A 23,173-nucleotide genomic window follows, 5' to 3' on the forward strand; every position below is an offset into this window, starting at 1 on the left:
GGCGCTTCAGCCCGGACGGGGCTCGCATCACACATAGGGCTGAGCATGCACCTGGGGATGGTCCCCTTGTGCCTCTGTTGAGGAGTATGGACGATGCGCACTGGCGTGATCGCCAAGAAAGTCGGGATGACCCGCCTGTTCCAGGAGGATGGCCGGCACGTGCCCGTCACCGTTCTGGCGCTTGAAGGCTGCCAGGTTACTGCCCACCGGACCGTCGAGCGTGACGGTTATCTCTCGGTGCAGGTCGGTGCTGGCGATGCCAAGCAGAAGAACGTCAACAAGCCGCAGCGCGAAGCTTTTGCCAAGGCCGAAGTGGGCCTGAAGCAGAAGGTCGCCGAATTCCGCGTGGACAGCGAAGATGCGCTGCTGCCGGTGGGCTCGACCATCAGCGCCGAGCACTTCATTGCCGGCCAGCTTGTCGACATCACCGGTCACACGCAGGGCAAGGGCTTTGCCGGCGCCATGAAGCGCTGGGGCTTCGGTGGTCTGCGCGCCACCCACGGCGTGTCGGTCAGCCACCGTTCGCACGGTTCGACCGGTAATCGCCAGGATCCGGGCAAGGTCTTCAAGAACAAGAAGATGGCCGGCCACATGGGCGATCGCCAGCGCACCCAGCAGAACCTGGAAGTGGTTCGCACGGATGCCGACCGCGGCCTGATCTTCGTCAAGGGCTCGGTGCCCGGCTCGAAGAATGGCTGGCTGCTGGTCCGTGACTCCGTGAAGGTCGCCGCTCCCGAAGGCCTGCCGTTCCCCGGCGCCGTGCTGAGCAAGAACGCCGCCCCGCAGGCTGACGAACCCAAGCTGGCCGACCAGGCCGATGCTGGCGTCGCCGTGGAAGAAACCACCGCTGTCGAGGCGACCGATGTCGCCACCGACGAGAACAAGGAGGGCTGATCCGTGAAGGTGAAGGTCCAGAAGATCGACGGCAAGGCGTCGGGCGACATCGAGCTGAGCGACGACGTGTTCGGCATCGAGCCGCGGGCAGACATCCTGCACCGCATCGTCACCTGGCAGCTCGAGAACCGTCGCGGCACTGCCCGTCCCACGCGTGAGCGTGCCGACGTTGCCCGCACCGGCAAGAAGTTCGGCCGCCAGAAGGGTGGCGGTACCGCCCGTCACGGTGATCGCAGCGCCCCCATCTTCATCGGTGGTGGTAAGGCCCACGGCGCGCGCAAGCGTGACTTCGGCCAGTCGCTGAACAAGAAGCTGCGCGCGCTCGGCCTGAAGATGGCCCTGTCGAGCAAGGCCCAGAACGGCCTGGTGATCGTCGACAGCCTCGAGCTGAAGGACGCCAAGACCAAGGCCATGGCTGCTACCTTCGGCAAGAATGGCTGGACCGGCAAGGTGCTGGTGATCGACGGTGACGCCGTGGACGCCGGCTTCAAGCGCGCCGTCGGCAACCTGCCGGGAGTCAACGTGCTGCCGGCCGTGGGTGCCAACGTCTACGACATCCTGAAGCACGACACGCTGGTCCTGACCAAGGCTGCGGTCGAAAAGCTGGAGGCCCGGTTCAATGGCTAAGAAGCAGATCGACGCGCGTCACTATGACGTGATCGTGGCCCCGCACATCACCGAGAAGGCTACGCTTCTCTCGGAGAACAACGCGGTGGTGTTCAAGGTGGCCAACGACGCCACCAAGCCCCAGATCAAGGAAGCGATCGAAGCGCTGTACGACGTCAAGGTCGTCGGCGTGAACACGCTGACCCAAAAGGGCAAGAGCAAGCGCTGGAAGGGCAAGCCCTACACGCGCTCCGATGTGAAGAAGGCGGTGGTGACGCTGGCTGAAGGCCAGATGATCGACATCACCGAAGGCGTGAGCTGATCCGATGGCACTGAAGAACTATAACCCGACCAGCCCGGCCCGTCGTGGCCTGGTCCTCGTCGACAAGTCGCAGCTCTACAAGGGCAAGCCCGTCAAGGCGCTGACCGAAGGCAAGAGCCGCACCGGCGGCCGCAACAACAAGGGCCACGTGACTTCGCGCGGCATTGGTGGCGGTCACAAGCAGAAGTACCGGTTCATCGACTTCAAGCGTCGCAAGTGGGACGTGCCGGCCACCGTGGAGCGGATCGAGTACGATCCCAACCGCACGGCCTTCATCGCCCTGCTGAAGTACGCCGATGGCGAGCTGAGCTACATCATCGCCCCCAACCGCCTGTCGGTGGGTGACCAGGTGGTGGCCGGTGAGCGCGTCGACACCAAGGTCGGCAACGCGATGCTGCTGGGCCAGATGCCGGTGGGCACCATCTGCCACAACGTGGAGATGAAGCCGGGCAAGGGCGGCCAGATCGCCCGTTCGGCCGGCACCTATGTGCAGCTGGTCGGTCGTGACCGCGGCCTGGTGATCGTGCGCCTGAACAGCGGCGAGCAGCGTTACCTGCGCGCCGACTGCATGGGCACCGTGGGCGCCGTGTCGAACCCCGACAACCAGAACCAGAACCTGGGCAAGGCCGGTCGCGGTCGCTGGATGGGCAAGCGCCCGCTCAGCCGTGGCGTCGCCAAGAACCCGGTCGACCACCCGCACGGTGGTGGTGAAGGCCGCACCAGCGGTGGCCGTCACCCCGTGACCCCGTGGGGCAAGCCGACCAAGGGCGCCCGTACTCGCCACAACAAGCAGACGGACAAGATGATCATCCGTTCGCGTCACGCCAAGAAGAAGAGGTAAGCAGCGATGGCACGTTCCGTCTGGAAGGGTCCGTTCGTCGATCTTCACCTGCTGAAGAAGGCGCAGGAAGCCCAGGAAGCTACCAGCAGCAAGCCGATCAAGACCTGGTCGCGCCGCTCCACCGTGCTTCCCGATTTCGTCGGCCTGACGTTCAACGTCTACAACGGCCAGAAGTTCATTCCGGTATCCGTCTCGGAAGAGATGGTCGGCCACAAGCTTGGCGAGTTCGCGCCCACGCGCAGCTTCCCCGGCCACGCCGCCGACAAGAAGGGTAAGCGCTGATGAGCAAGCAGAAAGCTCCCCGCCGCGTCGCCGATAACGAGGCGCTGGCCGTTGGCACCACCATCCGTGGTTCGGCCCAGAAGCTGAACCTGGTAGCCGCCCTGATCCGTGGCAAGAAGGCCGAGGATGCGTTGAACATCCTGTCCTTCTCCAAGCGGGCGATGGCGGTCGATGCCAAGAAGGTGCTGGCCTCGGCCATCGCCAACGCGGAAAACAACCACAATCTGGATGTGGACGCCCTCGTGGTGGCCGAAGCCAGCGTTGGCAAGTCCGTCACCATGAAGCGTTTCGCGACGCGGGGCCGTGGCAAGTCCACGCGCATCCTCAAGCCGTTCAGCCGGCTGCGTATCGTCGTCCGCGAAGTCGAGGAGGCCTGATCATGGGTCATAAGTCCAATCCGATCGGCCTGCGCCTGCAGATCAACCGCACCTGGGACAGCCGCTGGTACGCCGAAGGCGCCGACTACGCCAAGCTGCTCGAGGAAGACCTCAAGATCCGCAAGTTCGTGATGGAAAGCCTGCCGCAGGCCGCCATCTCGAAGGTGGTGATCGAACGTCCCGCCAAGCTGTGCCGCGTGTCGATCTTCGCCGCCCGTCCGGGCGTGATCATCGGCAAGAAGGGCGCCGACATCGAGAAGCTGCGCGGCCAGATCGCCAAGCTGACCGCCAGCGAGGTGAAGCTGAACATCGTCGAGATCCGCAAGCCGGAAATCGATGCCAAGCTCGTTGCCCAGGGCATCGCCGACCAGCTGATCCGCCGCGTGGCCTTCCGCCGTGCGATGAAGCGCGCCATGCAGTCCGCCATGCGTCTGGGTGCCGAAGGCATCAAGATCATGTGCTCGGGCCGTCTGGGCGGCGCCGAAATCGCCCGTGTCGAACAGTACCGCGAAGGCCGCGTGCCGCTGCACACCCTGCGCGCCAACGTGGACTATGCCGAGGCCGAGGCGCTGACCGCCTATGGCATCATCGGCATCAAGTGCTGGGTCTTCAAGGGCGAGATCCTCGGCCATGACCCGATGGCGCAGGACCGGCTGATGATGGAGGCCCAGACTTCGGGCGTCCGTCCGGTCAACGATCGGCGCTAAGGTAGAGTATAGACCATGCTGCAACCGAAAAAGACCAAGTTCCGCAAGGCCTTCAAGGGCCGGATCAAGGGCGATGCCAAGGGTGGCTCGGCGCTGAATTTCGGCTCCTACGGCCTGAAGGCTATGGAACCCGAAAGGCTGACCGCGCGCCAGATCGAAGCGGCCCGCCGTGCGATCACCCGCCACATCCGCCGTCAGGGCCGCCTGTGGATCCGCGTGTTCCCGGACCTGCCGGTGTCGAAGAAGCCGGCCGAAGTCCGCCAGGGCAAGGGCAAGGGCTCGATCGAATACTGGGCCGCCCGCGTGAAGCCCGGCCGCATCCTGTTCGAGCTCGATGGCGTTCCCGGCCCGTTGGCCGCCGAAGCCTTCAGCCGTGCAGCGATGAAGCTGCCGATCAAGACCAAGGTCGTGGCCCGTCTGGGCGACACCTCGCACCTGGGAGGCGAATGATGGCCCAGAAGATTTACGAAGATCTTCAGCAGAAGACCGACGACCAGCTCGTGGAGGCTCTGACCGAGCTCAAGCGCGAACAGTACAACCTGCGGTTCCAGGCTGCGACCAACCAGCTCGAGCGTCCGGCCCGGGTGCGTGAGGTCCGCCGCCAGATTGCCCGCATCAAGACGCTCCAGGGTCAACGCACCCAGGCAGCGGCCAAGGCTTGAGGAGCTAGACTATGCCCAAGCGTATCCTGATCGGGACCGTCACCTCCGACAAGACCGACAAGACCGTGACCGTGAAGGTCGAACGTAAGGTGAAGCACCCGCTGTACGGGAAGATCATCCGCCGTTCGAAGAAGTATCACGCGCACGACGAAGCGAACGAGTACACCGTGGGCGACACCGTCCGCATCGAGGAAACCCGTCCGATTTCCAAGACCAAGACCTGGCGCGTGCTGGATCGGGTCGTGGCCAGCAAGGGCGTGGCGATCGAGGCGGATCTGGACGTGGCCGAAGCCGGCAACTGAGTAGTGAGCCCCGCGGGCCTGGTTTCGCGGGGGGACGTTTTAGGAACTGCCGGACGCGTTCCGGCAAGCCAATGAGAAGGAAGACGGATCAATGATCCAGATGCAATCCAATCTCGACGTCGCGGACAACAGCGGCGCCAAGCGCGTCCAGTGCATCAAGGTGCTGGGTGGCTCTAAGCGCCGGACCGCTTCGGTCGGGGACGTGATCGTGGTTTCCGTGAAGGAAGCCCAGCCGCGCGCCCGCGTGAAGAAGGGCGACGTGCACCGCGCCGTGATCGTCCGCACCCGCAAGGACGTGCGCCGTCCCGACGGTTCGGTGATCCGCTTCGACAGCAACGCCGCCGTACTCGTCAACAAGAACGAGGAGCCGATCGGCACCCGTATCTTCGGCCCGGTGGTGCGCGAGCTGCGCTCCAAGGGCTTCATGAAGATCATCTCGCTCGCTCCGGAGGTGCTGTGATGGCTGCCGCGAAGATCAAGAAGGGCGACAAGGTCGTCGTGCTTTCGGGCAAGGACAAGGGCCGCACGGGCACCGTGTCGCAGGTCCTGCCCAAGGAAGGCAAGGTCGTGGTTGAAGGCGTGAACGTGGCTGCCCGCCACCGCAAGCCCAGCCAGGCCAATCCGCAGGGTGGCATCGATCGTGCCCCCGCTCCGATGGCGATCGCCAAGGTCGCCGTTGTCGATCCCAAGGATGGCAAGCCCACCCGCGTCCGGTTCGAAACCAAGGACGGCAAGAAGGTGCGCGTTGCCGTCAAGTCCGGGGAGACTATCGATGGCTGATTATACGCCGCGCATGAAGACGATCTACAACGAGAAGATCGTCAAGGCGATGACCGAGAAGTTCGGCTACAAGAACCACATGGAGGTTCCCAAGCTGGAAAAGATCACGCTCAACATGGGCGTGGGCGAGGCGAGCCAGGACAAGAAGAAGGTCCAGACCGCCGCCGAGGAAATGGAACTGATTGCCGGCCAGAAGCCGGTCATCACCAAGGCGAAGAAGTCGATCGCGCAGTTCAAGCTGCGTGATGGCATGCCGATCGGGTGCAAGGTCAACCTGCGCCGTGACCGGATGTACGAATTCCTCGACCGCCTGGTGACGATCGCCATGCCCCGCATCCGCGACTTCCGTGGCCTGAATCCGAAGAGCTTCGATGGCAATGGCAACTATGCCATGGGCATCAAGGAGCAGATCATCTTCCCGGAGATCAGCTACGACAAGATCGAGAAGGTGCGCGGGATGGATATCATCGTGACCACCACCGCAAAGACCGACGAGGAAGCGCGCGAGCTGCTGCGCCTCTTCGGTTTCCCGTTCCCGGCTGAAGAAGCCGCCGAGAAAGCAGCCGCGTAAGCGGCCCTAGGAGAGCTTAAGTCCAATGGCGAAACTGAGTTCCATCAACAAGAACGAGCGGCGCAAGAAGCTCGTGAAGAAGTACGCTGGCAAGTATGCCAAGCTGAAGGCGATTGCCGATAACGAGGCGCTCGATGACAACGAGCGGCTGATCGCCCGCCTGAAGCTGGCCGAGATTCCGCGTAACGGCAATCCCACGCGCGTGCGTAACCGCTGCGCCACCACCGGCCGCCCGCGCGGCTACTACCGCAAGTTCGGCCTGTGCCGCATCGAGCTCCGCGATCTCGCCAACCATGGCATGATCCCCGGTGTCACGAAGTCGAGCTGGTGAGGATCTGACAGATGGCTATGACCGATCCCCTGGGTGATATGCTCACCCGCATCCGCAACGGCCAGCAGGCGAAGAAGGACTCTGTCCTCACGCCGGCCAGCAACCTGCGCGCCAACGTGCTCGAAGTGCTCCAGCGTGAAGGCTACATCCGTGGCTACACCGAGGACAACTCGGGCCCGCACAAGGCGCTGCGCATCGAACTGAAGTATTTCGAAGGCGAGCCGGCGATCAAGTACGTCGCCCGCGTTTCGAAGCCGGGCCGCCGCGTCTACTCGGGCTCCAAGGAGCTGCCGGTGGTGCGCAACGGCCTGGGCATCACCATCGTCTCGACGCCGAAGGGCGTGCTTTCCGACGCGGAAGCCCGTCAGCAGAACGTCGGCGGCGAAGTGCTGGCGGAGGTGTTCTGATGAGCCGCATCGGCAAGAAGCCGGTCGCCATCCCCGGTGGCGTGACCGCAGAGATCAACAACGGCGCGCTCAGCGTGAAGGGGCCCAAGGGCACCCTGACCATGGGCCTGTCGGACCTGGTGACCTACAGCATCGAGGACGGCACCATCTCGGTGAAGCCGGCCAACGACGGCAAGGCCGCCCGCAGCCATTGGGGCATGCAGCGTACGCTGGTGTCCAACCTGGTTGAAGGCGTGACCCAGGGCTTCACCAAGACGCTCGACATCACCGGCGTCGGCTACCGTGCCGCCGCGCAGGGCAAGTCCATCAAGCTGCAGCTCGGCTTCAGCCACGATGTCGACCTGCCGGTGCCGGAAGGCCTGGAGGTGAAGACCCCGGACCAGACCACGATCGAGATCTCCGGGATCGACAAGCAGAAGGTCGGGCAGTTCGCTGCCGAGATCCGTGAATGGCGCAAGCCCGAGCCCTACAAGGGCAAGGGTGTCCGTTATCGCGGCGAGTTTATCTTCCGCAAGGAAGGGAAGAAGAAGTAAGATGGCCAAGCTTTCTCTCTTTGAACGCCGTCGCCGCCGCGTGCGTACTGCGCTGCGCGCCCGTGCCGGTGGCAAGCCGCGCCTGTCGGTGCACCGCACCGGTCGCCACATCTATGCGCAGATCATCGACGACAAGGCGGGCCGCACCGTGGCCGCTGCCAGCACCCTGGGCGCCAAGTCCAGCGGCGCGAACGTCGATGCCGCTGCCCAGGTTGGCAAGGACATCGCCGCCGCCGCCAAGAAGGCCGGCGTGACCACCGTTGTGTTCGATCGCGGCGGGTTCCTGTTCCATGGCCGCGTCAAGGCGCTGGCCGATGCCGCCCGCGAAGGCGGGCTGGAGTTCTGATTATGGCTGACGAGAACAACAACGCCGAGACCCCCGTGGTCGAGAACGCTGAAGCCGTCGCCGCTCCCGCCGAAGGTGGCGAGCAGCGCGAAGGCCGTGGTCGTGGTGGCCGTGGCCGTGGCGGCAACGATCGTGGCGGTGAACGCGGCGATCGTGGTGGCCGTGGCCGTGGCCGCGATGACCGCCGTGGTCGTGGCGACGAGGATGGTGGCGAGGAGCTGATCGAAAAGCTCGTCCACATCAACCGCGTCTCCAAGACCGTGAAGGGCGGCAAGCGCTTCGGTTTCGCCGCGCTGGTCGTGGTGGGTGACGGCAAGGGCCGCGTGGGCTTCGGCCACGGCAAGGCTCGCGAAGTGCCGGAAGCCATCAACAAGGCTACCGCTGCTGCCAAGAAGAAGATGATCCGCGTGCCGCTGAAGGAAGGCCGCACGCTGCATCACGATGGCAAGGGCCACTTCGGTGCCGGCCTGGTGAATGTTCGCTCGGCGCCTCCGGGTACCGGCATCATCGCCGGCGGTCCGATGCGCGCCGTGTTCGAGAGCCTGGGCGTGGCCGACGTGGTCACCAAGTCGATCGGCACCAGCAACCCCTACAACATGATCCGCGCCACCTTCGACGCGCTGGCCACCCAGACTTCGCCGAAGTCGGTTGCCCAGCGTCGCGGCAAGAAGGTCGCCGACCTGCTGGGTCGCGGCGGCGCGAGCGCAGCGGAGGCCGAGGCCGCCGCTGAAGCGATTGCGGAGTAAGACACGATGGCTACCATCAAGATCCAGCAGATCGGCAGCCCGATCCGCCGCCCTTCGAAGCAGCGTGAAATCCTGATCGGCCTGGGGCTGAACAAGATGAACAAGATTGTCGAACGCCAGGACACCCCCGAGGTGCGCGGTGCGATCGCCAAGCTGCCGCACATGGTCAAGATCGTCGACTGAGCCCTCCGGGCCGGTTGCTCCATTGACATCAGGTGGCCCGGGCGCGTACCGGGCCACCTTCCATTTCCAGCGCGAACATAGCGAAAGCGAGTGCACACTATGAAACTGAACGACATCCGCGACAACGCCGGCGCCCGCAAGACCCGTATCCGGGTCGGCCGGGGCATCGGCTCCGGCAAGGGCAAGACCAGCGGCCGTGGCCAGAAGGGCCAGAAGAGCCGTTCGGGCGTGGCCATCAAGGGCTTCGAAGGCGGCCAGATGCCGCTGCACATGCGCCTGCCGAAGCGCGGCTTCAACAACCCGTTCGGCAAGGACTATGCCGAGGTCAACCTGGGCATGGTCCAGAAGCTGATCGATGCCGGCAAGCTCGATGCCAAGGCCGTGATCGATCACGCCGCGCTGCAGGCTGCCGGTGTGGCCCGTGGCGGCAAGGATGGCGTCCGGCTGCTGGGCAAGGGTGAGTTCACCGCGAAGGTGAAGTTCGCCGTGGCCGGGGTCTCCAAGGGCGCCCAGGCGGCGGTGGAGAAGGCTGGTGGTTCGGTCGAACTGCCCGCGCCGCAGCCCAGCGAGCACGAGAAGAAGCTCGCCCGCCGCGACGCCAACAAGGCTGCGGCCAAGAAGTAATCGGGTAGGGCGGACATATTTGTCCCGCGCCGGGTTCGACAAAGGGCCCGGCGCACCCTACATCCCCGTGACGGCCGCTGAGGCGGCATCCAGGTCAGGGTAACAAGTCCATCATGGCATCACGCGCCGACAATCTCGCCAGCTCGCTGAGCTTTGCCAATTTCGGCAAGGCGACCGAGCTCAAGCAGCGCATCTGGTTTACGATCGGTGCGCTGATCGTGTTCCGGTTCCTCAGCTTCGTGCCGCTGCCCGGCATCGATGCCACCGCGCTGCAGGCGTTCAACGAGCGGACCAGTGGCGGTATGCTGGACCTGATCAACATGTTCTCCGGCGGCGCGCTGGAACGCATGAGCCTGATCGCCGTGGGCATCATGCCCTACATCACGGCGTCGATCGTGGTGCAGCTTGCCGCCAGCCTCCATCCGGCGCTGATCGCCATCAAGAAGGAAGGTGAGGCGGGGCGCAAGAAGCTCAACCAGTACACCCGCTATGGCACCGTGCTGCTGTGCATCGTGCAGGGCTATATCGTCGCCCGCAATGCCGAGGCGCAGGCTTTCGCCGTCGATCCCGGCACCATGTTCTATGTGACGACGATCATCAACGTGACCGGCGGCACCATGTTCCTGCTGTGGCTGGGTGAGCAGATCACCAGCCGGGGCATCGGCAACGGCACCTCGCTGATCATCATGGCCGGTATCGTCGCCCAGTTCCCGACCTTCACCAGCAACATGTTCACCGGCTATGCCGAAGGCAACATCACGCTGCCCACGGTGCTGGCCATCGTGGTGACGATCATCGCGCTGATCCTGCTGATCTGCTTCATGGAGCGCGCACAGCGCAGGTTGCTGATCCAGTATCCCAAGCGGGCCACGCAGAACGCCGGGATGCAGGCCGAGCGCAGCCACCTGCCGTTGAAGGTCAACACCGCAGGCGTGATCCCGCCGATCTTCGCCAGCTCGCTGTTGCTGCTGCCGCTGACGATCACCCAGTTTGCCGGCACCTCGGTGCAAACCGACAGCACCGCCTTCTCGACGATCCAGACGATCAACGAGTATCTCGCACCCGGCAGCTGGTTCTACGAGAGCCTTTATGCCGCCGGCATCATCTTCTTCTGCTTCTTCTACACCGCCGTGGTGTTCAACCCGGAGGATACGGCAGAGAACCTGAAGAAGAACGGCGGCTTCATCCCCGGTATCCGCCCGGGCAAGCGCACCGCCGAATACCTGGATTATGTGCTCACCCGCATCACGGTGATCGGCGCGATCTACATCACGGTGGTCTGCGTGGTGCCGCAGCTGTTCCTCAGCGAAGGTGGCTTCAACCAGTTCATCGGCGGCACCAGCCTGCTGATCGTGGTCAACGTGACTGTGGATACCATAAGCCAGATCCAGTCGCATTTGCTCGCGCACCAGTATGGTGACCTGATCAAGAAGGCCAAGCTGAAGGGCCGGCTGCGCTGATTTCCGCTTGTGCGGGTCAGCGCATTGAAGGGGTTGGGGACGCCATGAATATCATCCTTCTGGGGCCTCCGGGCGCAGGCAAGGGCACGCAATCGGGTCGCTTGGTAGATCGGCATGGCATGCGCCAGCTTTCCACCGGCGACATGCTGCGCGCCGCAGTGAAGGCCGGGACCCCTGTGGGTCTGCGCGCCAAGGCAGTGATGGAAGCGGGCCAGCTCGTCAGTGACGAGATCGTGTCCGACCTTATCGACGCCGAACTGGCCGCCATGGGCCCTGAGACCGGCGCCATCTTCGACGGCTATCCCCGCACCGAGGCCCAGGCCGTGGCGCTCGACGCGCTGCTGGCGAAGCATGGCCGCTCGCTCGACCATGTGATCGAGCTGGCAGTGGACGAGGACGCGCTGGTTGAACGCATCACCGGCCGCTTCACCTGCGCCCAGTGTGGTGAGGGCTATCACGACGTGTTCAAGCAGCCCGCCGTGGCCGGCACCTGCGACAAGTGCGGCAGAACCGAATTCAAGCGCCGTCCTGACGACAACGAGGACACCGTGCGCACCCGCATGGCCGAATACCGCGCCAAGACCGCGCCGATCCTGCCCTATTACGAAGCGCGTGACCTGGTCGCCCGCGTCGATGGCATGGCCGACATCGATCAGGTGACCGCCGCCATCGAAAAGGTGCTCGCCAGCTAAGGGCCAGGCAGGCTGTCCAACCCTAGGTTCGCTACGCCGGTCTACCTGCTGATGAGTAGCTTTTGACGCGCCCTGCAAAACGCGTTAATAATATCCGGATAAGAGGGTTGCACTGGCCGGGTCGGGGGAATTTTCCTGCGACTCCCTTGTGTGCTTGACGTATTGGGCGAATCGCCCTACGTGGCCCGTTCATTCGTCTAACCGCACCTTGTCCGGCAGGTGGCAGCCTTCGAAGCGCGCCATCCGGGCTTTTTGCCGTTCCGGCGAATGTTTCAACGCTATGAGATAGGGGCGTTCTGGCCCCTGTGGAGCAGGAGATTTAAGTGGCTCGTATTGCCGGGGTCAATATCCCCACCAACAAGCGCGTGATCATCGCGCTCACCTACATTCACGGTATCGGCCCCGCCACGGCGAAGAAGATCGCTGCCAAGCTGGGCATCGACGAATCCCGCCGCGTGCAGGACCTGTCGGACGCCGAAGTGCTGCAGATCCGTGAGACCATCGACGCCGATCACACCGTGGAAGGCGACCTGCGTCGCGATACCGCGATGAACATCAAGCGCCTGATGGACCTGGCCTGCTATCGCGGCCTGCGTCACCGTAAGGGCCTGCCGGTCCGCGGCCAGCGCACGCACACCAACGCCCGCACCCGCAAGGGCAAGGCCAAGCCGATCGCCGGCAAGAAGAAGTAAGCGAAAACCAGGTCCTCTGGCCGCTTTTCCCTTCTTCCGTAGATACAAGGATTACGAGACATGGCACGCGAACCAGGCCGCATTCGGCGCCGCGACAAGAAGAACATTTCCAGCGGTGTTGCGCACGTCAACGCCAGCTTCAACAACACCATGATCACCATCACCGATGCCCAGGGCAACGCCATTTCGTGGTCGTCCGCCGGCATGATGGGCTTCAAGGGCAGCCGCAAGTCGACCCCCTATGCCGCCCAGGTGGCTGCGGACGACGCCGGCAAGAAGGCCGCCGAACACGGCGTGCGGACCCTGGAAGTGGAGATCAAGGGCCCGGGTTCGGGTCGCGAGAGCGCGTTGCGCGCCCTGCAGGCGGTGGGTTTCACCATCACCTCGATCCGCGACGTGACCCCGATCCCGCACAACGGCGTGCGCCCGTCCAAGCGTCGCCGCGTCTGATCGAGCCTTCCGCGATGGTGGCCGGAAGAGCTCTCCGGCCACGATCGCAAAGTCATTCGCATCGGCCGCAGCGTCCCCAAAACGCTGTGGCTTTTGCCGCCTAAACTAAAGTCCCAAGGGGAAGTCCATGTCCGTCAACATCAAGAACTGGCAGGAACTCAAGAAGCCCAGCAGCCTCGAAATGAAGGAAGGCGGCGACAAGAAGCGCAAGGCGACCTTCGTGGCCGAACCGCTGGAGCGCGGCTTCGGCCTGACGCTCGGCAACGCGCTGCGCCGCGTGCTGCTCTCCTCGCTGCAGGGCGCAGCGATCACCTCGATCCGCATCGAGAACGTGCTGCACGAGTTCTCCAGCCTGGCTGGCGTGCGCGAGGACGTGACCGACATCGTCCTGAACGTGAAGCAGATCGCGCTGAAGATGGAAGGCGAAGGCCCCAAGCGCCTGCAGCTTTCCGCCACCGGCCCGGCCGAGGTGAAGGCCGGCGACATCGCCGTTACCGGTGACATCGAAGTGCTCAACCCCGATCTGGTGATCTGCCACCTGGACGACGGCGCCACGCTGAACATGGAACTGACCGCCGATACGGGCAAGGGTTATGTCCCGGCCGTGTCGAACCGTCCGGTCGATGCCCCGATCGGCCTGATCCCGGTGGACTCGCTGTACTCGCCGATCAAGCAGGTGAGCTACAAGGTCGAGAACGCCCGCGTCGGCCAGGAGCTGGACTTCGACAAGCTGAGCCTGTCGGTCGAGACCGATGGCACCGTGACCCCGGAAGACGCCGTGGCCTATGCCGCGCGCATCCTGCAGGACCAGTTGAGCCTGTTCGTGCACTTCGAGGATGGCATCCCCACCTCGTCGGGCCCGATGATCGGCATGGCTGCCGAGCCGCAGGAATCGGACACCAACCAGCTCAACCGCTACCTCCTCAAGAAGGTGGACGAACTGGAGCTGTCGGTGCGTTCGGCGAACTGCCTCAAGAACGACAACATCATCTACATCGGCGACCTGGTCCAGAAGACCGAGGCCGAGATGCTGCGCACGCCGAACTTCGGCCGCAAGTCGCTCAACGAGATCAAGGAAGTCCTCAGCTCCATGGGCCTGCGCCTGGGCATGGACATCCCTGGCTGGCCGCCGGAAAACATCGAGGAAATGGCCAAGAAGCTGGAGCAGGAACTGCTCGGCTAACAGCCACTCAACGGGGCTTGGGCCGGACCCCTTCTTCCGGCCTGCACCGGGCTACCTGACACGGGCCCCTTTCGAACTGGAGTAAAGAATATGCGTCACGGTATTTCGGGCCGCAAGCTCAGCCGCAAGTCGGGCCACCGTACGGCCCTGTTCCGCAACATGGCTGCCGCGCTGATCAAGCACGAGCAGATCACCACCACGGTGGCCAAGGCCAAGGAACTGCGCCCCTATGTCGAGAAGCTGATCACGCTGGCCAAGCGTGGCGGCCTGTCGAACCGCCGCCTGGCCCATGCCCGCCTGCTGGACGATGCCCAGCTGGTGAAGCTGTTCGATACGCTGGCCACCCGCTATGCCAACCGTGAAGGCGGCTACACCCGCATCATCAAGGCCGGCTACCGCGCCTCGGACGCCGCCCCGATCGCCGTGATCGAGCTGGTCGACCGTGACGAGAGCGCCAAGGGCCAGGATTCGGGCCCGGTGAATGCGGACTTCGCCGACGCCTGAGCGCGGCAATAGACGAACAAAAACAAGGGGCCGGGGCAGCAATGCTCCGGCCCTTTCACTTGCACGCGGCCGATTGATGCTTACATCTGCAACCGCTTTGGTCGCAGAGAGTAATTCCCCCGCATGTCGTTCCTTGCCCGGCTGTCCGCCGCCGTTTGCCTGCTTGCCGCAAGTAGCCTTGCCGCGCCTTTTGGGCCTGCTATCGCCCGGGACATGACTGCACCCACCTATCCCGAGACGCGCCGCGACGAGGCGCAGGTTGAAACCCTGTTTGGCAAGCAGATTGCCGACCCCTATCGCTGGCTGGAGGACGATGTCCGCAACAACCCGGAAGTGGCGGACTGGGTGGAGCGGCAGAATGCGGTGACCGATGCCTACCTGGCACAATTGCCGGGGCGTGACTGGTTCCGCACCCGCGTGGGCCAGATCTTCGACTTCGCCCGCTATTCCACGCCATACGAGCGGGGTGGGCGCTATTTCTACACCTTCAACACCGGCTTGCAGAACCAGAGCCCGCTCTATGTCCGGGATGGCCTGAACGGTGAGCAGCGCCTGCTGCTCGACCCCAATGCCTGGGCGCAGGATGGCGCGACCGCGCTGGATGGCTGGCTGCCCAGCTACGATGGCAGCAAGCTGCTCTACAGCGTGCAGGACGGCGGCACCGACTGGAAGATCCTGCGGGTGCTGGACGTGAACACCGGCCAGCCGCTGCCGGACGAGGTGCGCTGGGCCAAGTTCACCGGCCTGGCGTGGGTGGGCGAGGAGGGTTTCCTTTACTCTCGTTTCCCCGAACCGGAGGAAGGCGCGGATTTCCAGGCGCTCAACTACAACCAGGCGATCTATTTCCACCGCCTGGGCACGCCGCAGAGCGAAGACGAGTTGGTCTATGCCACCCCGGCCGATCCGGTGGTGGGCCACAGCGCCAGCGTGACCAGCGACGGGCGCTGGGCGGTCATCACCAGCCACAAGGGCACCGATGCGCGCTATGAAGTGCGGGTGATCGACCTCGCCGCCCGGGCCACGCAGGGCTGGGCAACGCGCGAGTTGGTGACCGGGTTCGACAATGCCTGGGGCGTGATCGATGCCATCGGCGGCAAGCTGTGGTTCCAGACCAATGCCGACGCGCCGCTCTATCGCATCGCCGCGATCGACCTTGACGCGGCCGAGCCGCAGTGGACCGAGGGCATCGCGCAAGGCGAGCAACCGATCGACGGGGCCAGCATCGTGGGCGACAAGCTGGTGGTCAGCTACCTGCGCGATGCCAGCAGCGTGGCGCGGATATTCTCTCTGGATGGCGCGCCGGCAGGCGAGGTGGAACTGGGCGGCATCGGCAGCGTGGGCGGCTTCAGTGGATCGCCGGGTGATCCGGAAACCTTCTACAGCTTCACCAGTTTCAACCGCCCGCCCACGATCTATCGCCTGGACATGGCGACCGGCGAAGGCAGCACCTTTGCGGAAGCCCAGCTCGCCTTCGATCCCGACTGCTTCGTGGTGGAGCAGCGCTTCTACACCAGCAAGGACGGCACCCGCGTGCCGATGTTCCTGATGCGTCGGCGTGATATTGCGGAAAGCGGGCAGGCGGTGCCTACGCTGCTGTACGGCTACGGCGGGTTCGACGTCTCGCTCACCCCCGGCTTCTCGGCCAGCCGCATCGCCTGGGTGGAAGCGGGCGGGGCCTATGCCCTGGCCAACATCCGCGGCGGCGGCGAATACGGCAAGGCCTGGCACGATGGTGGTCGCCTGGGCAACAAGCAGAATGTATTCGATGATTTCATCGCGGCGGGCGAGTTCCTGATTGCCGAGGGCGTGACCCCGGCGGGTGGCCTCGCCATCCAGGGTGGCTCCAACGGGGGCCTGCTGGTGGGCGCAGTAGCCAACCAGCGGCCCGACCTGTTCGCCGCCGGCAATGCCGCCGTGGGCGTGATGGACATGCTGCGCTTCGACCGCTGGACTGCTGGCCGTTATTGGGTGGACGATTACGGCTATCCCGACCGCGAGGCGGATTTCCGCGTGCTGCGCGCATATAGCCCGCTGCACAACATCCGGAGCGGGGTGGACTATCCCGCGCTGCTGGTGACCACGGCCGATACCGATGACCGCGTGGTGCCCGGCCACAGCTTCAAGTACACCGCCGCGTTACAGGCGGCGGGGCTGGGCGAGCGGCCGCAACTGATCCGCATCGAGACGCGCGCCGGCCACGGATCGGGCAAGCCGACCGACAAGGCGATTGCCGAGGCGGCGGACGTGATGGGCTTCCTGGCCTTCTGGACCGGACTTCGCACTCCGGAATTGTCGTTAAGCTGCCAAGCGATAATCCTGAACAGAACCTAACGGCCAGGTTCAGGCTCGCATCACGCCGACTCGGGTAGATCCTCTCACATGGACGGCCATTCCGCCGCCCCTGACGAGAGGAGAGACCTCATGAAGACGATTACCAAGACTCTGGTCGGGACCGCCGCTACCCTGGCGATGGCGGTGGGCTCGGTGGCACCGGCAGCAGCGCAGGATCGCTATCGCGACCGCGACCGCGGCGGGATCAGCACCGGCGAAGTGATCGCCGGTGCCGTGGTGCTGGGCGGCATTGCCGCCGTGGCGGCTGCGGCCAGCAACGATCGCAACCGCTATGGCTACGACGATCGCGATTACCGCGACCGAGACTATCGCGACCGCAACTGGGACGGGCGCGGATCGGGCTGGTACAACTATGACAGCAATCGCCGTTATGGCCGGGGCAGCAACAACCCCGAGCGTGCCGTCAGCCAGTGCATCCGCGCTGCCGAACGTGAAGCCGAACGCTATGGCGGTGGCCGGGCCGATGTGACCCGCATTCGCGATATCGACCGCGAGCGCAACGGCTTCGAGGTGACCGGCACGATCCAGGTCAGCCAGCGTGGCTGGGGCAACAACCGGGGCGTGTGGAACAACAACCGCCGCAACACCGATTCGGCCCGCTTCTACTGCGACTATCGCCGTGGCCAGGTGGTCGACATCGACTTCAACGGCCTGAACAACCGCTACCGCTAGACGCGGCAGGGCGTAGCCAGACGACGATGGGCGGTTCAGGTTCATGCAAGCCTGGACCGCCTAGTCGTTGCCACGCCACTCTCCCACAGCCCTGCCATGCGGGGCCTTTCGCATAAGGGATTTCTGCCAATGATCGGTCTTGGTCGTCTGGCTTGTGTTTCCGCCTCGCTTGCCGCGTTCGGCATGGTCGCCACCCCGGTGGCTGCCGCGCAGCTTTCCGTTCCGGCGCACCATGCGCCCGCCGCCTACGATGCCGAGGCGGGCAATGCCCAGGGCTGGCGCTATCCGCGCTATCGCCGCCATTCGGGCGCGCACATCCGCACCGGCGATGCCATTGCCGGTATCGCCATCCTTGGCGCCGTGGCGGCCATCGCCAGTGCCGCGAACAACGATCGCAACCGCAGCCGCGAAGTCTATCGCGAGCCCCCGCGCGAGCGCGACACGTGGCGCTACAATGACAACCGGCGCAATGACTGGAACCGTGGCGGGATCACCGGCGCGGTCGACCTGTGCGTGAACCAGGTGGAGCGCGGCGATGATCGGGTCGACACGGTGGACAACGCCACGCGTGATGGCAGCGGCTGGCAGGTGCAGGGCACGCTGAGCGATGGCGCGGGCTTCTCGTGCCGGCTGGACAACGAAGGCCGCATCCGCGCGATCGACATCGGCAACGATGGCTATGCCCAGGCTGCGCCCGCCGCTGGCGGCCAGTGGGATGACCAGGCCTACCTGAGCGCAAGGGCGAGCACCCGCACCGCCATCGACGACAAGCCGGATGCCGCTGACGGCTATGCCGCAGCACCGGCCAGTGAGCCGCAGCCCGCCTATCCGGGCGGGCCGTTGCCCGGAGAAAACTGGGGCGAAGACATCGACGCCGATCTGGGCGGCTGAACCGCCGCCCTCATTCCTTCCCGCGCGAGTAGCCGGGTAGCTTGATGTTCCACACGATCGCCGCCAGGCGCAGGCCGAAGCCTGCCCCGGCGGCGATTGTCCATGCGGCCAGGTTGGGCAGGCCGGCCCAGGCGAAGGTGGCGGTAAGGCCGGCGGACAGGGCGGCGGCGGTGACGTAAAGCTCGGGCCGCATGATGATCGATGGCACACCGGCCACCATGTCGCGCACGATGCCGCCGGCGCAGCCCGAGATGATTCCCAGCACCATGGCCGGCACCGGGGCCACGCCGTAACTCAGCGCCTTGGCCGTGCCCAGCACGCTGAACATGGCCAGGCCCGCCGCGTCCAGCCATTCCAGGATCTGGCGTTCCCACCATTGGCGCGGGGTGAACCAGGCGAGCAGGGCCGTCGCCAGCGCCATCGGCGCGATCCACGGGTCGCGCAGCCAGAACACCGGGGCGTCCAGCATCAGGTCGCGGATCGTGCCGCCGCCAACGCCCGTCACCACGGCGAAGAAGGTGGCGGTAACCAGCGTCTGCCTCAGGCGCGCGGCCATCAGCGCGCCGGAGAGGGCGAATATCGCCGTGGCCCCAAGGTCAAGCCAGGTGGGCAGTACGGGGACGACCGCGATCATGACGCTTTCACGCCTCCCGAGACCCTGGCCTTGCGCCGGCGGAACAGCAGCGCGCAGCCCAGCAGCGATCCCGCCAGGGCCAGCGCGGCAAACAGGATGAGAATGGGGTGCGAGGTGTCCTCGCGCGTTTCCAGGTCCATGATGTGCAGGCCCCACATCACGTCATAGAAGCGCCACCAGCCGGTGCGCAGGGCCAGCACTTCCCCGCTGTCGGCGCGGATGTACAGGTTGGTGCCATCGGCAAAGTGCGCCTGCCAGGTGTCAATGCGCGCGCGCAGGTCCGGCGGGGACATATCGGCAGGAAGATAGGTGACGCTGTCCAGCGCTGCATCGCCACCCCAGCTCGCCACGGCGATGGCGCGGGCTTCGCTTTCGATGAGGGGCGGGACCAGCGAGCCGTCGCGGGCCGAATAGCGGTAGGTGCCGCCCCCCTCGGTCTCGACGATCCACACGGGTCCGTCAGCCTGCTGCACCAGGTGCATCCCTGATATCACATCATGCGGGGCAACCCTCGGCATCACCAGATCCACCCCGAACTCGCGCAGCAGGGGCGGGGAAGCGCGCAGGGCCTCGCCGCGCGTCTCCTCGATGGGCTTGAGCGCCATGACCAGGCCGCTCAGCGTCCACAGCACCAGCGGCACGCCCACCAGCCAGCCCAGCCAGATGTGCCACTTTGCGAGGCGTTGCATGATGGTCTTGCGGGCCATGACCCGGCTTTAGCGCTTTCAACTCGTGGCGAACAGCTTGGAGCGGTCGGCAAAGGCCTTCATTTCAATGGCGTTGCCGCTGGGATCGCGAAAGAACATCGTCGCCTGCTCGCCCGGCTGGCCCCTGAAGCGGATGGTGGGGGCGATGCCGAATTCGGTGCCGGCCGCCACCAGCCGGTCGGCCAGGGCCTGCCATTCGTCGATTCCCAGCACCAGCCCGAAGTGCGGCACGGGCACGCCGTGGCCGTCTACCGGGCTGCTCGCCTGGTCGCGCCGTTCGCAGCCGGGGACGAGGTGGACGACAATCTGGTGGCCGAGAAGATCGAAGTCCACCCAGTGATCGCTGCTGCGCCCCTCCGGGCAGCCCATTACGCCGCCCCAGAAAGCCCGCGCCGCGGCCAGGTCATGCACCGGGAAGGCGAGGTGGAAGGGAGACAGCGTGGTCATGGTGCGGGGCTCCTGTGCAAGGCCAGCGCCAGCCCATAGCCCAGGATCGGCCCCGCGCCATAGGCCACCAGCGGGAAAGGGTAGGTGTTCATCAGGGCCATCATGGCAAAGCCGAACAGCGATCCGGCCAAGGCATAGCGCGCCGGCGCCTCCAGCGGCAGGGTGAACAGCAACAGGGCAAAACCCAGCGCCAGCGCCAGCAGGACCACGGAGGGCCAGGCCAGACCGGCGGCGGCATACTGTGTGGTCACCTGCTCCACGAAGGGCGCGGGCGGCAGTTCGCCATTTACCGCCATCCACAGGCTGAGCATGAAGCCCGCGATCACCAGCAGGCCCATGCGGAAGTCGCGCGTCACCTGGTGCAGGCCCACGGCGGCAAAAGTGATGGCCGCGCCGGCCCCCGCATCGGGCATCAGCAGCGCGGCGATAAGGGCTGCGGCCAGTAGGTGCGGCCCGCGCCCGGGCATCCGCGCGGCGAGGACGGCAAGGGCGGGAATGGCCAGGAACCCGGCGTTCAGGCGCAGCGGCCCCAGCGCCAGCCAACGCTGCACGCCGTTGTATTCCGGGCCGATGACTGCGGCGAGCAGCAGCAGCGCCAGCAGCACGCCCGCCAGCAGGCGGTTCCGCTTCCCGGTCAGCGGGGGCAGCAACGCGATCAGACCGCAGACGAGCACCAGCGCACCCAGGTTGACCTGCCAGTAGCTGGCCGGTGCCCCCAGCGCGACAAGGCAGGCCACTCCTGCAAGCACGGGCAGGCCCAGCGCCAGCAGCGCCGGGGCGCAGTGGTGCAGGCGGGCCCGCACCGGCATGATCACATGTGGATCGGCTTGCCCCGCACGCCCATCGCCGCTTCCTTGATCGCCTCGGAATGGGTGGGGTGCGCGTGGCAGGTGTAGGCGATGTCTTCGGAGGTCGCGCCGAATTCCATCGCCTGCGCGGCCTGGGCAATCATTGTGCCGGCCACGCTGGCGATTGCCCACACGCCCAGCACACGGTCGGTCTGCGCGTCGGCAATCACCTTCACGAAGCCGTCCGGCTCATGGTTGGTCTTGGCGCGGCTGTTGGCGGCCATGGGGAACTTTGATACCTTGACCTCGCCCTTCTCGCGCGCCTGCTCCTCGGTCAGGCCCACGCCGGCGAATTCGGGCCAGGTATAGACGACGCCGGGGATCACGGCGTGGTTCACCAAGCCGATCTCGCCCGCGATCCATTCGGCCACGGCAATGCCCTCGTCCTCGGCCTTGTGGGCCAGCATCGGGCCGGGCACCACGTCACCGATGGCGCGCACACCGTCCACGCTGGTGCGGAACTCATGATCGATGTCGATCTGCCCGCGCTGGTTCACCTCAAGGCCGATAGCTTCCAGGTTGAGGCCCGCAGTGTTGGGGCGGCGGCCGATGGCCACCAGCACGCAATCCGCGGTGAGCGTGTCCGCCGCGCCACCGGCGGCGGGCTCCACGGTCAGGGTGGCCTTCTTGCCCTTGACGGTGCAGCCGGTCACCTTGGTGGAGAGCTTCAGTTCCATGCCCTGTTTGGCGAAGATCTTGGCGGCTTCCTTGCGCACGTCCATGTCCATGCCGGGGAGCAACTGGTCGAGGTATTCGACCACCGTCACCTGCGATCCCAGCCGGCGCCACACGCTGCCCAGTTCCAGCCCGATCACGCCACCGCCGATGACGACCATCGTTTTCGGGACAGCGGGCAGTTCCAGCGCGCCGGTGCTGTCCACCACCACGGCCTTGGCATTATCGATCTCCACGCCGGGAAGCTGTGTAACGCTGGAGCCGGTGGCGATAACGATTTCGTGCGCCGAGTGTCTGGCACCCGCCACTTCGACCGTGTGCGCATCCACGAAGCTGGCATGGCCCTTCAGCCAGGTGACCTTGTTCTTCTTGAACAGGAACTCGATGCCCTTGGTTAGGCTGCCCACCGCGTCGATCCGCTGGGCGTGCATGGCGGGGAGGTTCAGCTTCGGCGTTACCTCCACGCCCATCTTCGCCATCGATCCGTTGGCGGCGGCATCGAAGAATTCGCTCGCGTGCAGCATGGCCTTGCTGGGAATGCAGCCGACGTTGAGGCAGGTGCCGCCCAGCGTCTCGCGGCTTTCCACGCAGGCCGTGCGCAGGCCAAGCTGCGCCGCGCGGATGGCCGCTACATAGCCGCCGGGGCCTGCGCCGATGATGATCACGTCGAAATCGTACATGTGTCTTTCCTCAGTGCGCGCGCTTGCGCAGATGCCAGTAGATCGAACTTACCAGATACTTTTCCAGGGGCGGGATGCTGGCGGGCACAAGCATGGCCTTCATCACTGCGCTGCGCAGCCAAGGGTGCGACTGGTTGCGCCTGGCGGAAATCACCTCCACCGGCAAGGGGGCCAGCGCCCGGCGGAAGTCGGCCGGCGTTGCGCCGTTGAAGCCCAGTTGACCGATGGTGGCCACGGTCCTGCCGTCGCCGGTCTGGAATTGCTCAAGGAAGGCGCGGTTTTCCCGCGCAAGGTGCGCCCAGGGCAGGCGGGCGGCAATCATCCGGTGATGGCCGAAAGGGGAATGCCACAGTGGCCCAAAGCCGATGAACAGTTCGCCCCCCGGCCGGCAGGCGGCGACCACCGATCGCAAGGCGGCGTCCACATCCATCACGTGCTCCATCGTATCGGACGAGACAACGAGGTCGACTTGCGCGAATGCCAGTTCGCAAATGTCGCCGCAGACAATCTCCACTTGCCCGGGCCAACGCGAGGCTACCTTGCGCCGGGCAAAGTCCGTGGTCCCCCGGTTCAGGTCAAACCCAATGGCCGAGCGGGCTCCGGCGCGCATCAGCCGTTCGATCATTGCCCCGCGCGAGCAGCCGAAATCGAGTACGCGCTTGCCGGCGACATCGGGCATTCCACCAAACCGCTGCCAGAAGTGGTCCACTCCGGCCTCGATGCGCTGCGCAAAGCGCAGTTCGTGGAAATCTTCGGCCGTCCGGCTCGACAC

At 65.3% G+C, this 23,173-nt stretch carries 35 protein-coding genes; 29 read left to right on the forward strand and 6 right to left on the reverse strand.

Going from position 1 to position 23,173, the window contains the following annotated elements:
- Positions 1 to 93: 93 nt before the first annotated feature.
- The 29 genes from rplC to GRI99_RS07170 all read left to right on the forward strand — a co-directional run bounded on the left by rplC (position 94) and on the right by GRI99_RS07170 (position 18,410).
- Entirely contained in the window at positions 94 to 894 is an 801-nt protein-coding gene (gene rplC, locus GRI99_RS07030; protein ID WP_160771314.1) for a 50S ribosomal protein L3, read from the forward strand.
- Between the two features lie 3 nt (positions 895 to 897).
- Positions 898 to 1,521 (forward strand): 50S ribosomal protein L4, encoded by a 624-nt coding sequence (rplD, locus tag GRI99_RS07035; RefSeq protein WP_160771315.1) that lies wholly within the window; start codon positions 898 to 900, stop codon positions 1,519 to 1,521.
- The gene (locus tag GRI99_RS07040; RefSeq protein WP_160771316.1) at positions 1,514 to 1,822 is read left to right on the forward strand and encodes a 50S ribosomal protein L23; all 309 of its coding nucleotides are present in this window, start codon (positions 1,514 to 1,516) and stop codon (positions 1,820 to 1,822) included. The genes rplD and GRI99_RS07040 overlap by 8 nt, the downstream gene beginning before the upstream one ends.
- A 4-nt stretch (positions 1,823 to 1,826) precedes the next feature.
- Complete coding sequence (rplB, locus tag GRI99_RS07045) at positions 1,827 to 2,663, forward strand: 50S ribosomal protein L2 (protein ID WP_160771317.1); 837 nt, start codon at positions 1,827 to 1,829, stop codon at positions 2,661 to 2,663.
- Positions 2,664 to 2,669: 6 nt separating this feature from the next.
- The gene (gene rpsS / locus GRI99_RS07050; protein ID WP_160771318.1) at positions 2,670 to 2,945 is read left to right on the forward strand and encodes a 30S ribosomal protein S19; all 276 of its coding nucleotides are present in this window, start codon (positions 2,670 to 2,672) and stop codon (positions 2,943 to 2,945) included.
- The gene (gene rplV, locus GRI99_RS07055; RefSeq protein ID WP_160771319.1) at positions 2,945 to 3,322 is read left to right on the forward strand and encodes a 50S ribosomal protein L22; all 378 of its coding nucleotides are present in this window, start codon (positions 2,945 to 2,947) and stop codon (positions 3,320 to 3,322) included. The genes rpsS and rplV overlap by 1 nt, the downstream gene beginning before the upstream one ends.
- Positions 3,323 to 3,324: 2 nt before the next feature.
- Complete coding sequence (gene rpsC, locus GRI99_RS07060) at positions 3,325 to 4,029, forward strand: 30S ribosomal protein S3 (protein WP_160771320.1); 705 nt, start codon at positions 3,325 to 3,327, stop codon at positions 4,027 to 4,029.
- Between the two features lie 15 nt (positions 4,030 to 4,044).
- A complete protein-coding gene (gene rplP / locus GRI99_RS07065; RefSeq protein WP_160771321.1) occupies positions 4,045 to 4,479 on the forward strand; it encodes a 50S ribosomal protein L16 in 435 nt (144 codons plus the stop codon).
- On the forward strand, positions 4,476 to 4,691 hold the full coding sequence (rpmC, locus tag GRI99_RS07070) for a 50S ribosomal protein L29 (protein WP_160771322.1): 216 nt from the start codon (positions 4,476 to 4,478) through the stop codon (positions 4,689 to 4,691). Before rplP ends, rpmC begins: the two co-directional genes overlap by 4 nt.
- 11 nt (positions 4,692 to 4,702) lie before the next feature.
- Entirely contained in the window at positions 4,703 to 4,993 is a 291-nt protein-coding gene (gene rpsQ, locus GRI99_RS07075) for a 30S ribosomal protein S17 (RefSeq protein ID WP_160771323.1), read from the forward strand.
- A 91-nt stretch (positions 4,994 to 5,084) separates the two neighbouring features.
- The gene (gene rplN / locus GRI99_RS07080) at positions 5,085 to 5,453 is read left to right on the forward strand and encodes a 50S ribosomal protein L14 (RefSeq protein ID WP_120324291.1); all 369 of its coding nucleotides are present in this window, start codon (positions 5,085 to 5,087) and stop codon (positions 5,451 to 5,453) included.
- Complete coding sequence (rplX, locus tag GRI99_RS07085) at positions 5,453 to 5,773, forward strand: 50S ribosomal protein L24 (protein WP_160771324.1); 321 nt, start codon at positions 5,453 to 5,455, stop codon at positions 5,771 to 5,773. Before rplN ends, rplX begins: the two co-directional genes overlap by 1 nt.
- The gene (gene rplE / locus GRI99_RS07090) at positions 5,766 to 6,344 is read left to right on the forward strand and encodes a 50S ribosomal protein L5 (protein WP_160771325.1); all 579 of its coding nucleotides are present in this window, start codon (positions 5,766 to 5,768) and stop codon (positions 6,342 to 6,344) included. Before rplX ends, rplE begins: the two co-directional genes overlap by 8 nt.
- Positions 6,345 to 6,369: 25 nt before the next feature.
- Positions 6,370 to 6,675 carry a 30S ribosomal protein S14 gene (gene rpsN, locus GRI99_RS07095; protein ID WP_160771326.1) on the forward strand — a complete coding sequence of 102 codons (306 nt, stop codon included), beginning with the start codon at positions 6,370 to 6,372 and terminating at the stop codon, positions 6,673 to 6,675.
- 11 nt (positions 6,676 to 6,686) lie between these two features.
- Positions 6,687 to 7,082 (forward strand): 30S ribosomal protein S8, encoded by a 396-nt coding sequence (gene rpsH, locus GRI99_RS07100; protein ID WP_160771327.1) that lies wholly within the window; start codon positions 6,687 to 6,689, stop codon positions 7,080 to 7,082.
- Entirely contained in the window at positions 7,082 to 7,615 is a 534-nt protein-coding gene (gene rplF, locus GRI99_RS07105) for a 50S ribosomal protein L6 (RefSeq protein ID WP_160771328.1), read from the forward strand. The genes rpsH and rplF overlap by 1 nt, the downstream gene beginning before the upstream one ends.
- Before the next feature lies 1 nt (position 7,616).
- Complete coding sequence (rplR, locus tag GRI99_RS07110; RefSeq protein ID WP_160771329.1) at positions 7,617 to 7,961, forward strand: 50S ribosomal protein L18; 345 nt, start codon at positions 7,617 to 7,619, stop codon at positions 7,959 to 7,961.
- A gap of 2 nt (positions 7,962 to 7,963) precedes the next feature.
- On the forward strand, positions 7,964 to 8,707 hold the full coding sequence (rpsE, locus tag GRI99_RS07115) for a 30S ribosomal protein S5 (RefSeq protein ID WP_160771330.1): 744 nt from the start codon (positions 7,964 to 7,966) through the stop codon (positions 8,705 to 8,707).
- Positions 8,708 to 8,713: 6 nt separating this feature from the next.
- Positions 8,714 to 8,890: a 50S ribosomal protein L30 gene (rpmD, locus tag GRI99_RS07120; RefSeq protein ID WP_160771331.1), complete on the forward strand. Its 177-nt coding sequence runs from the start codon at positions 8,714 to 8,716 to the stop codon at positions 8,888 to 8,890.
- A 99-nt stretch (positions 8,891 to 8,989) separates the two neighbouring features.
- Positions 8,990 to 9,514 (forward strand): 50S ribosomal protein L15, encoded by a 525-nt coding sequence (rplO, locus tag GRI99_RS07125; protein WP_160771332.1) that lies wholly within the window; start codon positions 8,990 to 8,992, stop codon positions 9,512 to 9,514.
- Positions 9,515 to 9,627: 113 nt separating this feature from the next.
- A complete protein-coding gene (gene secY / locus GRI99_RS07130) occupies positions 9,628 to 10,974 on the forward strand; it encodes a preprotein translocase subunit SecY (protein WP_160771333.1) in 1,347 nt (448 codons plus the stop codon).
- Positions 10,975 to 11,018: 44 nt separating this feature from the next.
- A complete protein-coding gene (locus GRI99_RS07135) occupies positions 11,019 to 11,666 on the forward strand; it encodes an adenylate kinase (protein WP_160771334.1) in 648 nt (215 codons plus the stop codon).
- Positions 11,667 to 11,989: 323 nt separating this feature from the next.
- A complete protein-coding gene (rpsM, locus tag GRI99_RS07140; RefSeq protein ID WP_160771335.1) occupies positions 11,990 to 12,358 on the forward strand; it encodes a 30S ribosomal protein S13 in 369 nt (122 codons plus the stop codon).
- Between the two features lie 60 nt (positions 12,359 to 12,418).
- Positions 12,419 to 12,808 carry a 30S ribosomal protein S11 gene (rpsK, locus tag GRI99_RS07145; RefSeq protein ID WP_047003266.1) on the forward strand — a complete coding sequence of 130 codons (390 nt, stop codon included), beginning with the start codon at positions 12,419 to 12,421 and terminating at the stop codon, positions 12,806 to 12,808.
- Between the two features lie 127 nt (positions 12,809 to 12,935).
- Positions 12,936 to 13,991: a DNA-directed RNA polymerase subunit alpha gene (locus GRI99_RS07150; RefSeq protein ID WP_160771336.1), complete on the forward strand. Its 1,056-nt coding sequence runs from the start codon at positions 12,936 to 12,938 to the stop codon at positions 13,989 to 13,991.
- Positions 13,992 to 14,081: 90 nt separating this feature from the next.
- Positions 14,082 to 14,495, forward strand: coding sequence for a 50S ribosomal protein L17 (gene rplQ, locus GRI99_RS07155; RefSeq protein WP_160771337.1), 414 nt, complete (start codon positions 14,082 to 14,084; stop codon positions 14,493 to 14,495).
- 213 nt (positions 14,496 to 14,708) lie between these two features.
- The gene (locus tag GRI99_RS07160) at positions 14,709 to 16,826 is read left to right on the forward strand and encodes a prolyl oligopeptidase family serine peptidase (protein WP_160771338.1); all 2,118 of its coding nucleotides are present in this window, start codon (positions 14,709 to 14,711) and stop codon (positions 16,824 to 16,826) included.
- 90 nt (positions 16,827 to 16,916) lie between these two features.
- On the forward strand, positions 16,917 to 17,519 hold the full coding sequence (locus GRI99_RS07165) for a hypothetical protein (protein ID WP_160771339.1): 603 nt from the start codon (positions 16,917 to 16,919) through the stop codon (positions 17,517 to 17,519).
- Between the two features lie 129 nt (positions 17,520 to 17,648).
- Entirely contained in the window at positions 17,649 to 18,410 is a 762-nt protein-coding gene (locus GRI99_RS07170) for a hypothetical protein (protein WP_160771340.1), read from the forward strand.
- A gap of 10 nt (positions 18,411 to 18,420) precedes the next feature.
- Here the strand turns inward: GRI99_RS07170 and GRI99_RS07175 are convergent, their stop codons facing one another.
- From GRI99_RS07175 to GRI99_RS07200, 6 genes are read right to left on the reverse strand one after another with little or no spacing between them, the layout of a single operon-like run.
- Positions 18,421 to 19,044, reverse strand: a complete 624-nt coding sequence (locus tag GRI99_RS07175) for a trimeric intracellular cation channel family protein (RefSeq protein ID WP_160771341.1) — start codon at positions 19,042 to 19,044, stop codon at positions 18,421 to 18,423.
- On the reverse strand, positions 19,041 to 19,733 hold the full coding sequence (locus tag GRI99_RS07180; RefSeq protein ID WP_237438180.1) for a hypothetical protein: 693 nt from the start codon (positions 19,731 to 19,733) through the stop codon (positions 19,041 to 19,043). The genes GRI99_RS07175 and GRI99_RS07180 overlap by 4 nt, the downstream gene beginning before the upstream one ends.
- 36 nt (positions 19,734 to 19,769) lie before the next feature.
- Positions 19,770 to 20,198, reverse strand: a complete 429-nt coding sequence (locus GRI99_RS07185; protein WP_160771343.1) for a VOC family protein — start codon at positions 20,196 to 20,198, stop codon at positions 19,770 to 19,772.
- The gene (locus tag GRI99_RS07190; protein ID WP_160771344.1) at positions 20,195 to 21,007 is read right to left on the reverse strand and encodes a hypothetical protein; all 813 of its coding nucleotides are present in this window, start codon (positions 21,005 to 21,007) and stop codon (positions 20,195 to 20,197) included. The genes GRI99_RS07185 and GRI99_RS07190 overlap by 4 nt, the downstream gene beginning before the upstream one ends.
- A 2-nt stretch (positions 21,008 to 21,009) precedes the next feature.
- Complete coding sequence (gene lpdA, locus GRI99_RS07195; protein ID WP_160771345.1) at positions 21,010 to 22,401, reverse strand: dihydrolipoyl dehydrogenase; 1,392 nt, start codon at positions 22,399 to 22,401, stop codon at positions 21,010 to 21,012.
- A 10-nt stretch (positions 22,402 to 22,411) separates the two neighbouring features.
- On the reverse strand, positions 22,412 to 23,173 hold the full coding sequence (locus GRI99_RS07200) for a methyltransferase domain-containing protein (RefSeq protein WP_160771346.1): 762 nt from the start codon (positions 23,171 to 23,173) through the stop codon (positions 22,412 to 22,414).

The organism is Alteraurantiacibacter buctensis (assembly GCF_009827655.1).
Taxonomy (GTDB): domain Bacteria; phylum Pseudomonadota; class Alphaproteobacteria; order Sphingomonadales; family Sphingomonadaceae; genus Alteraurantiacibacter; species Alteraurantiacibacter buctensis.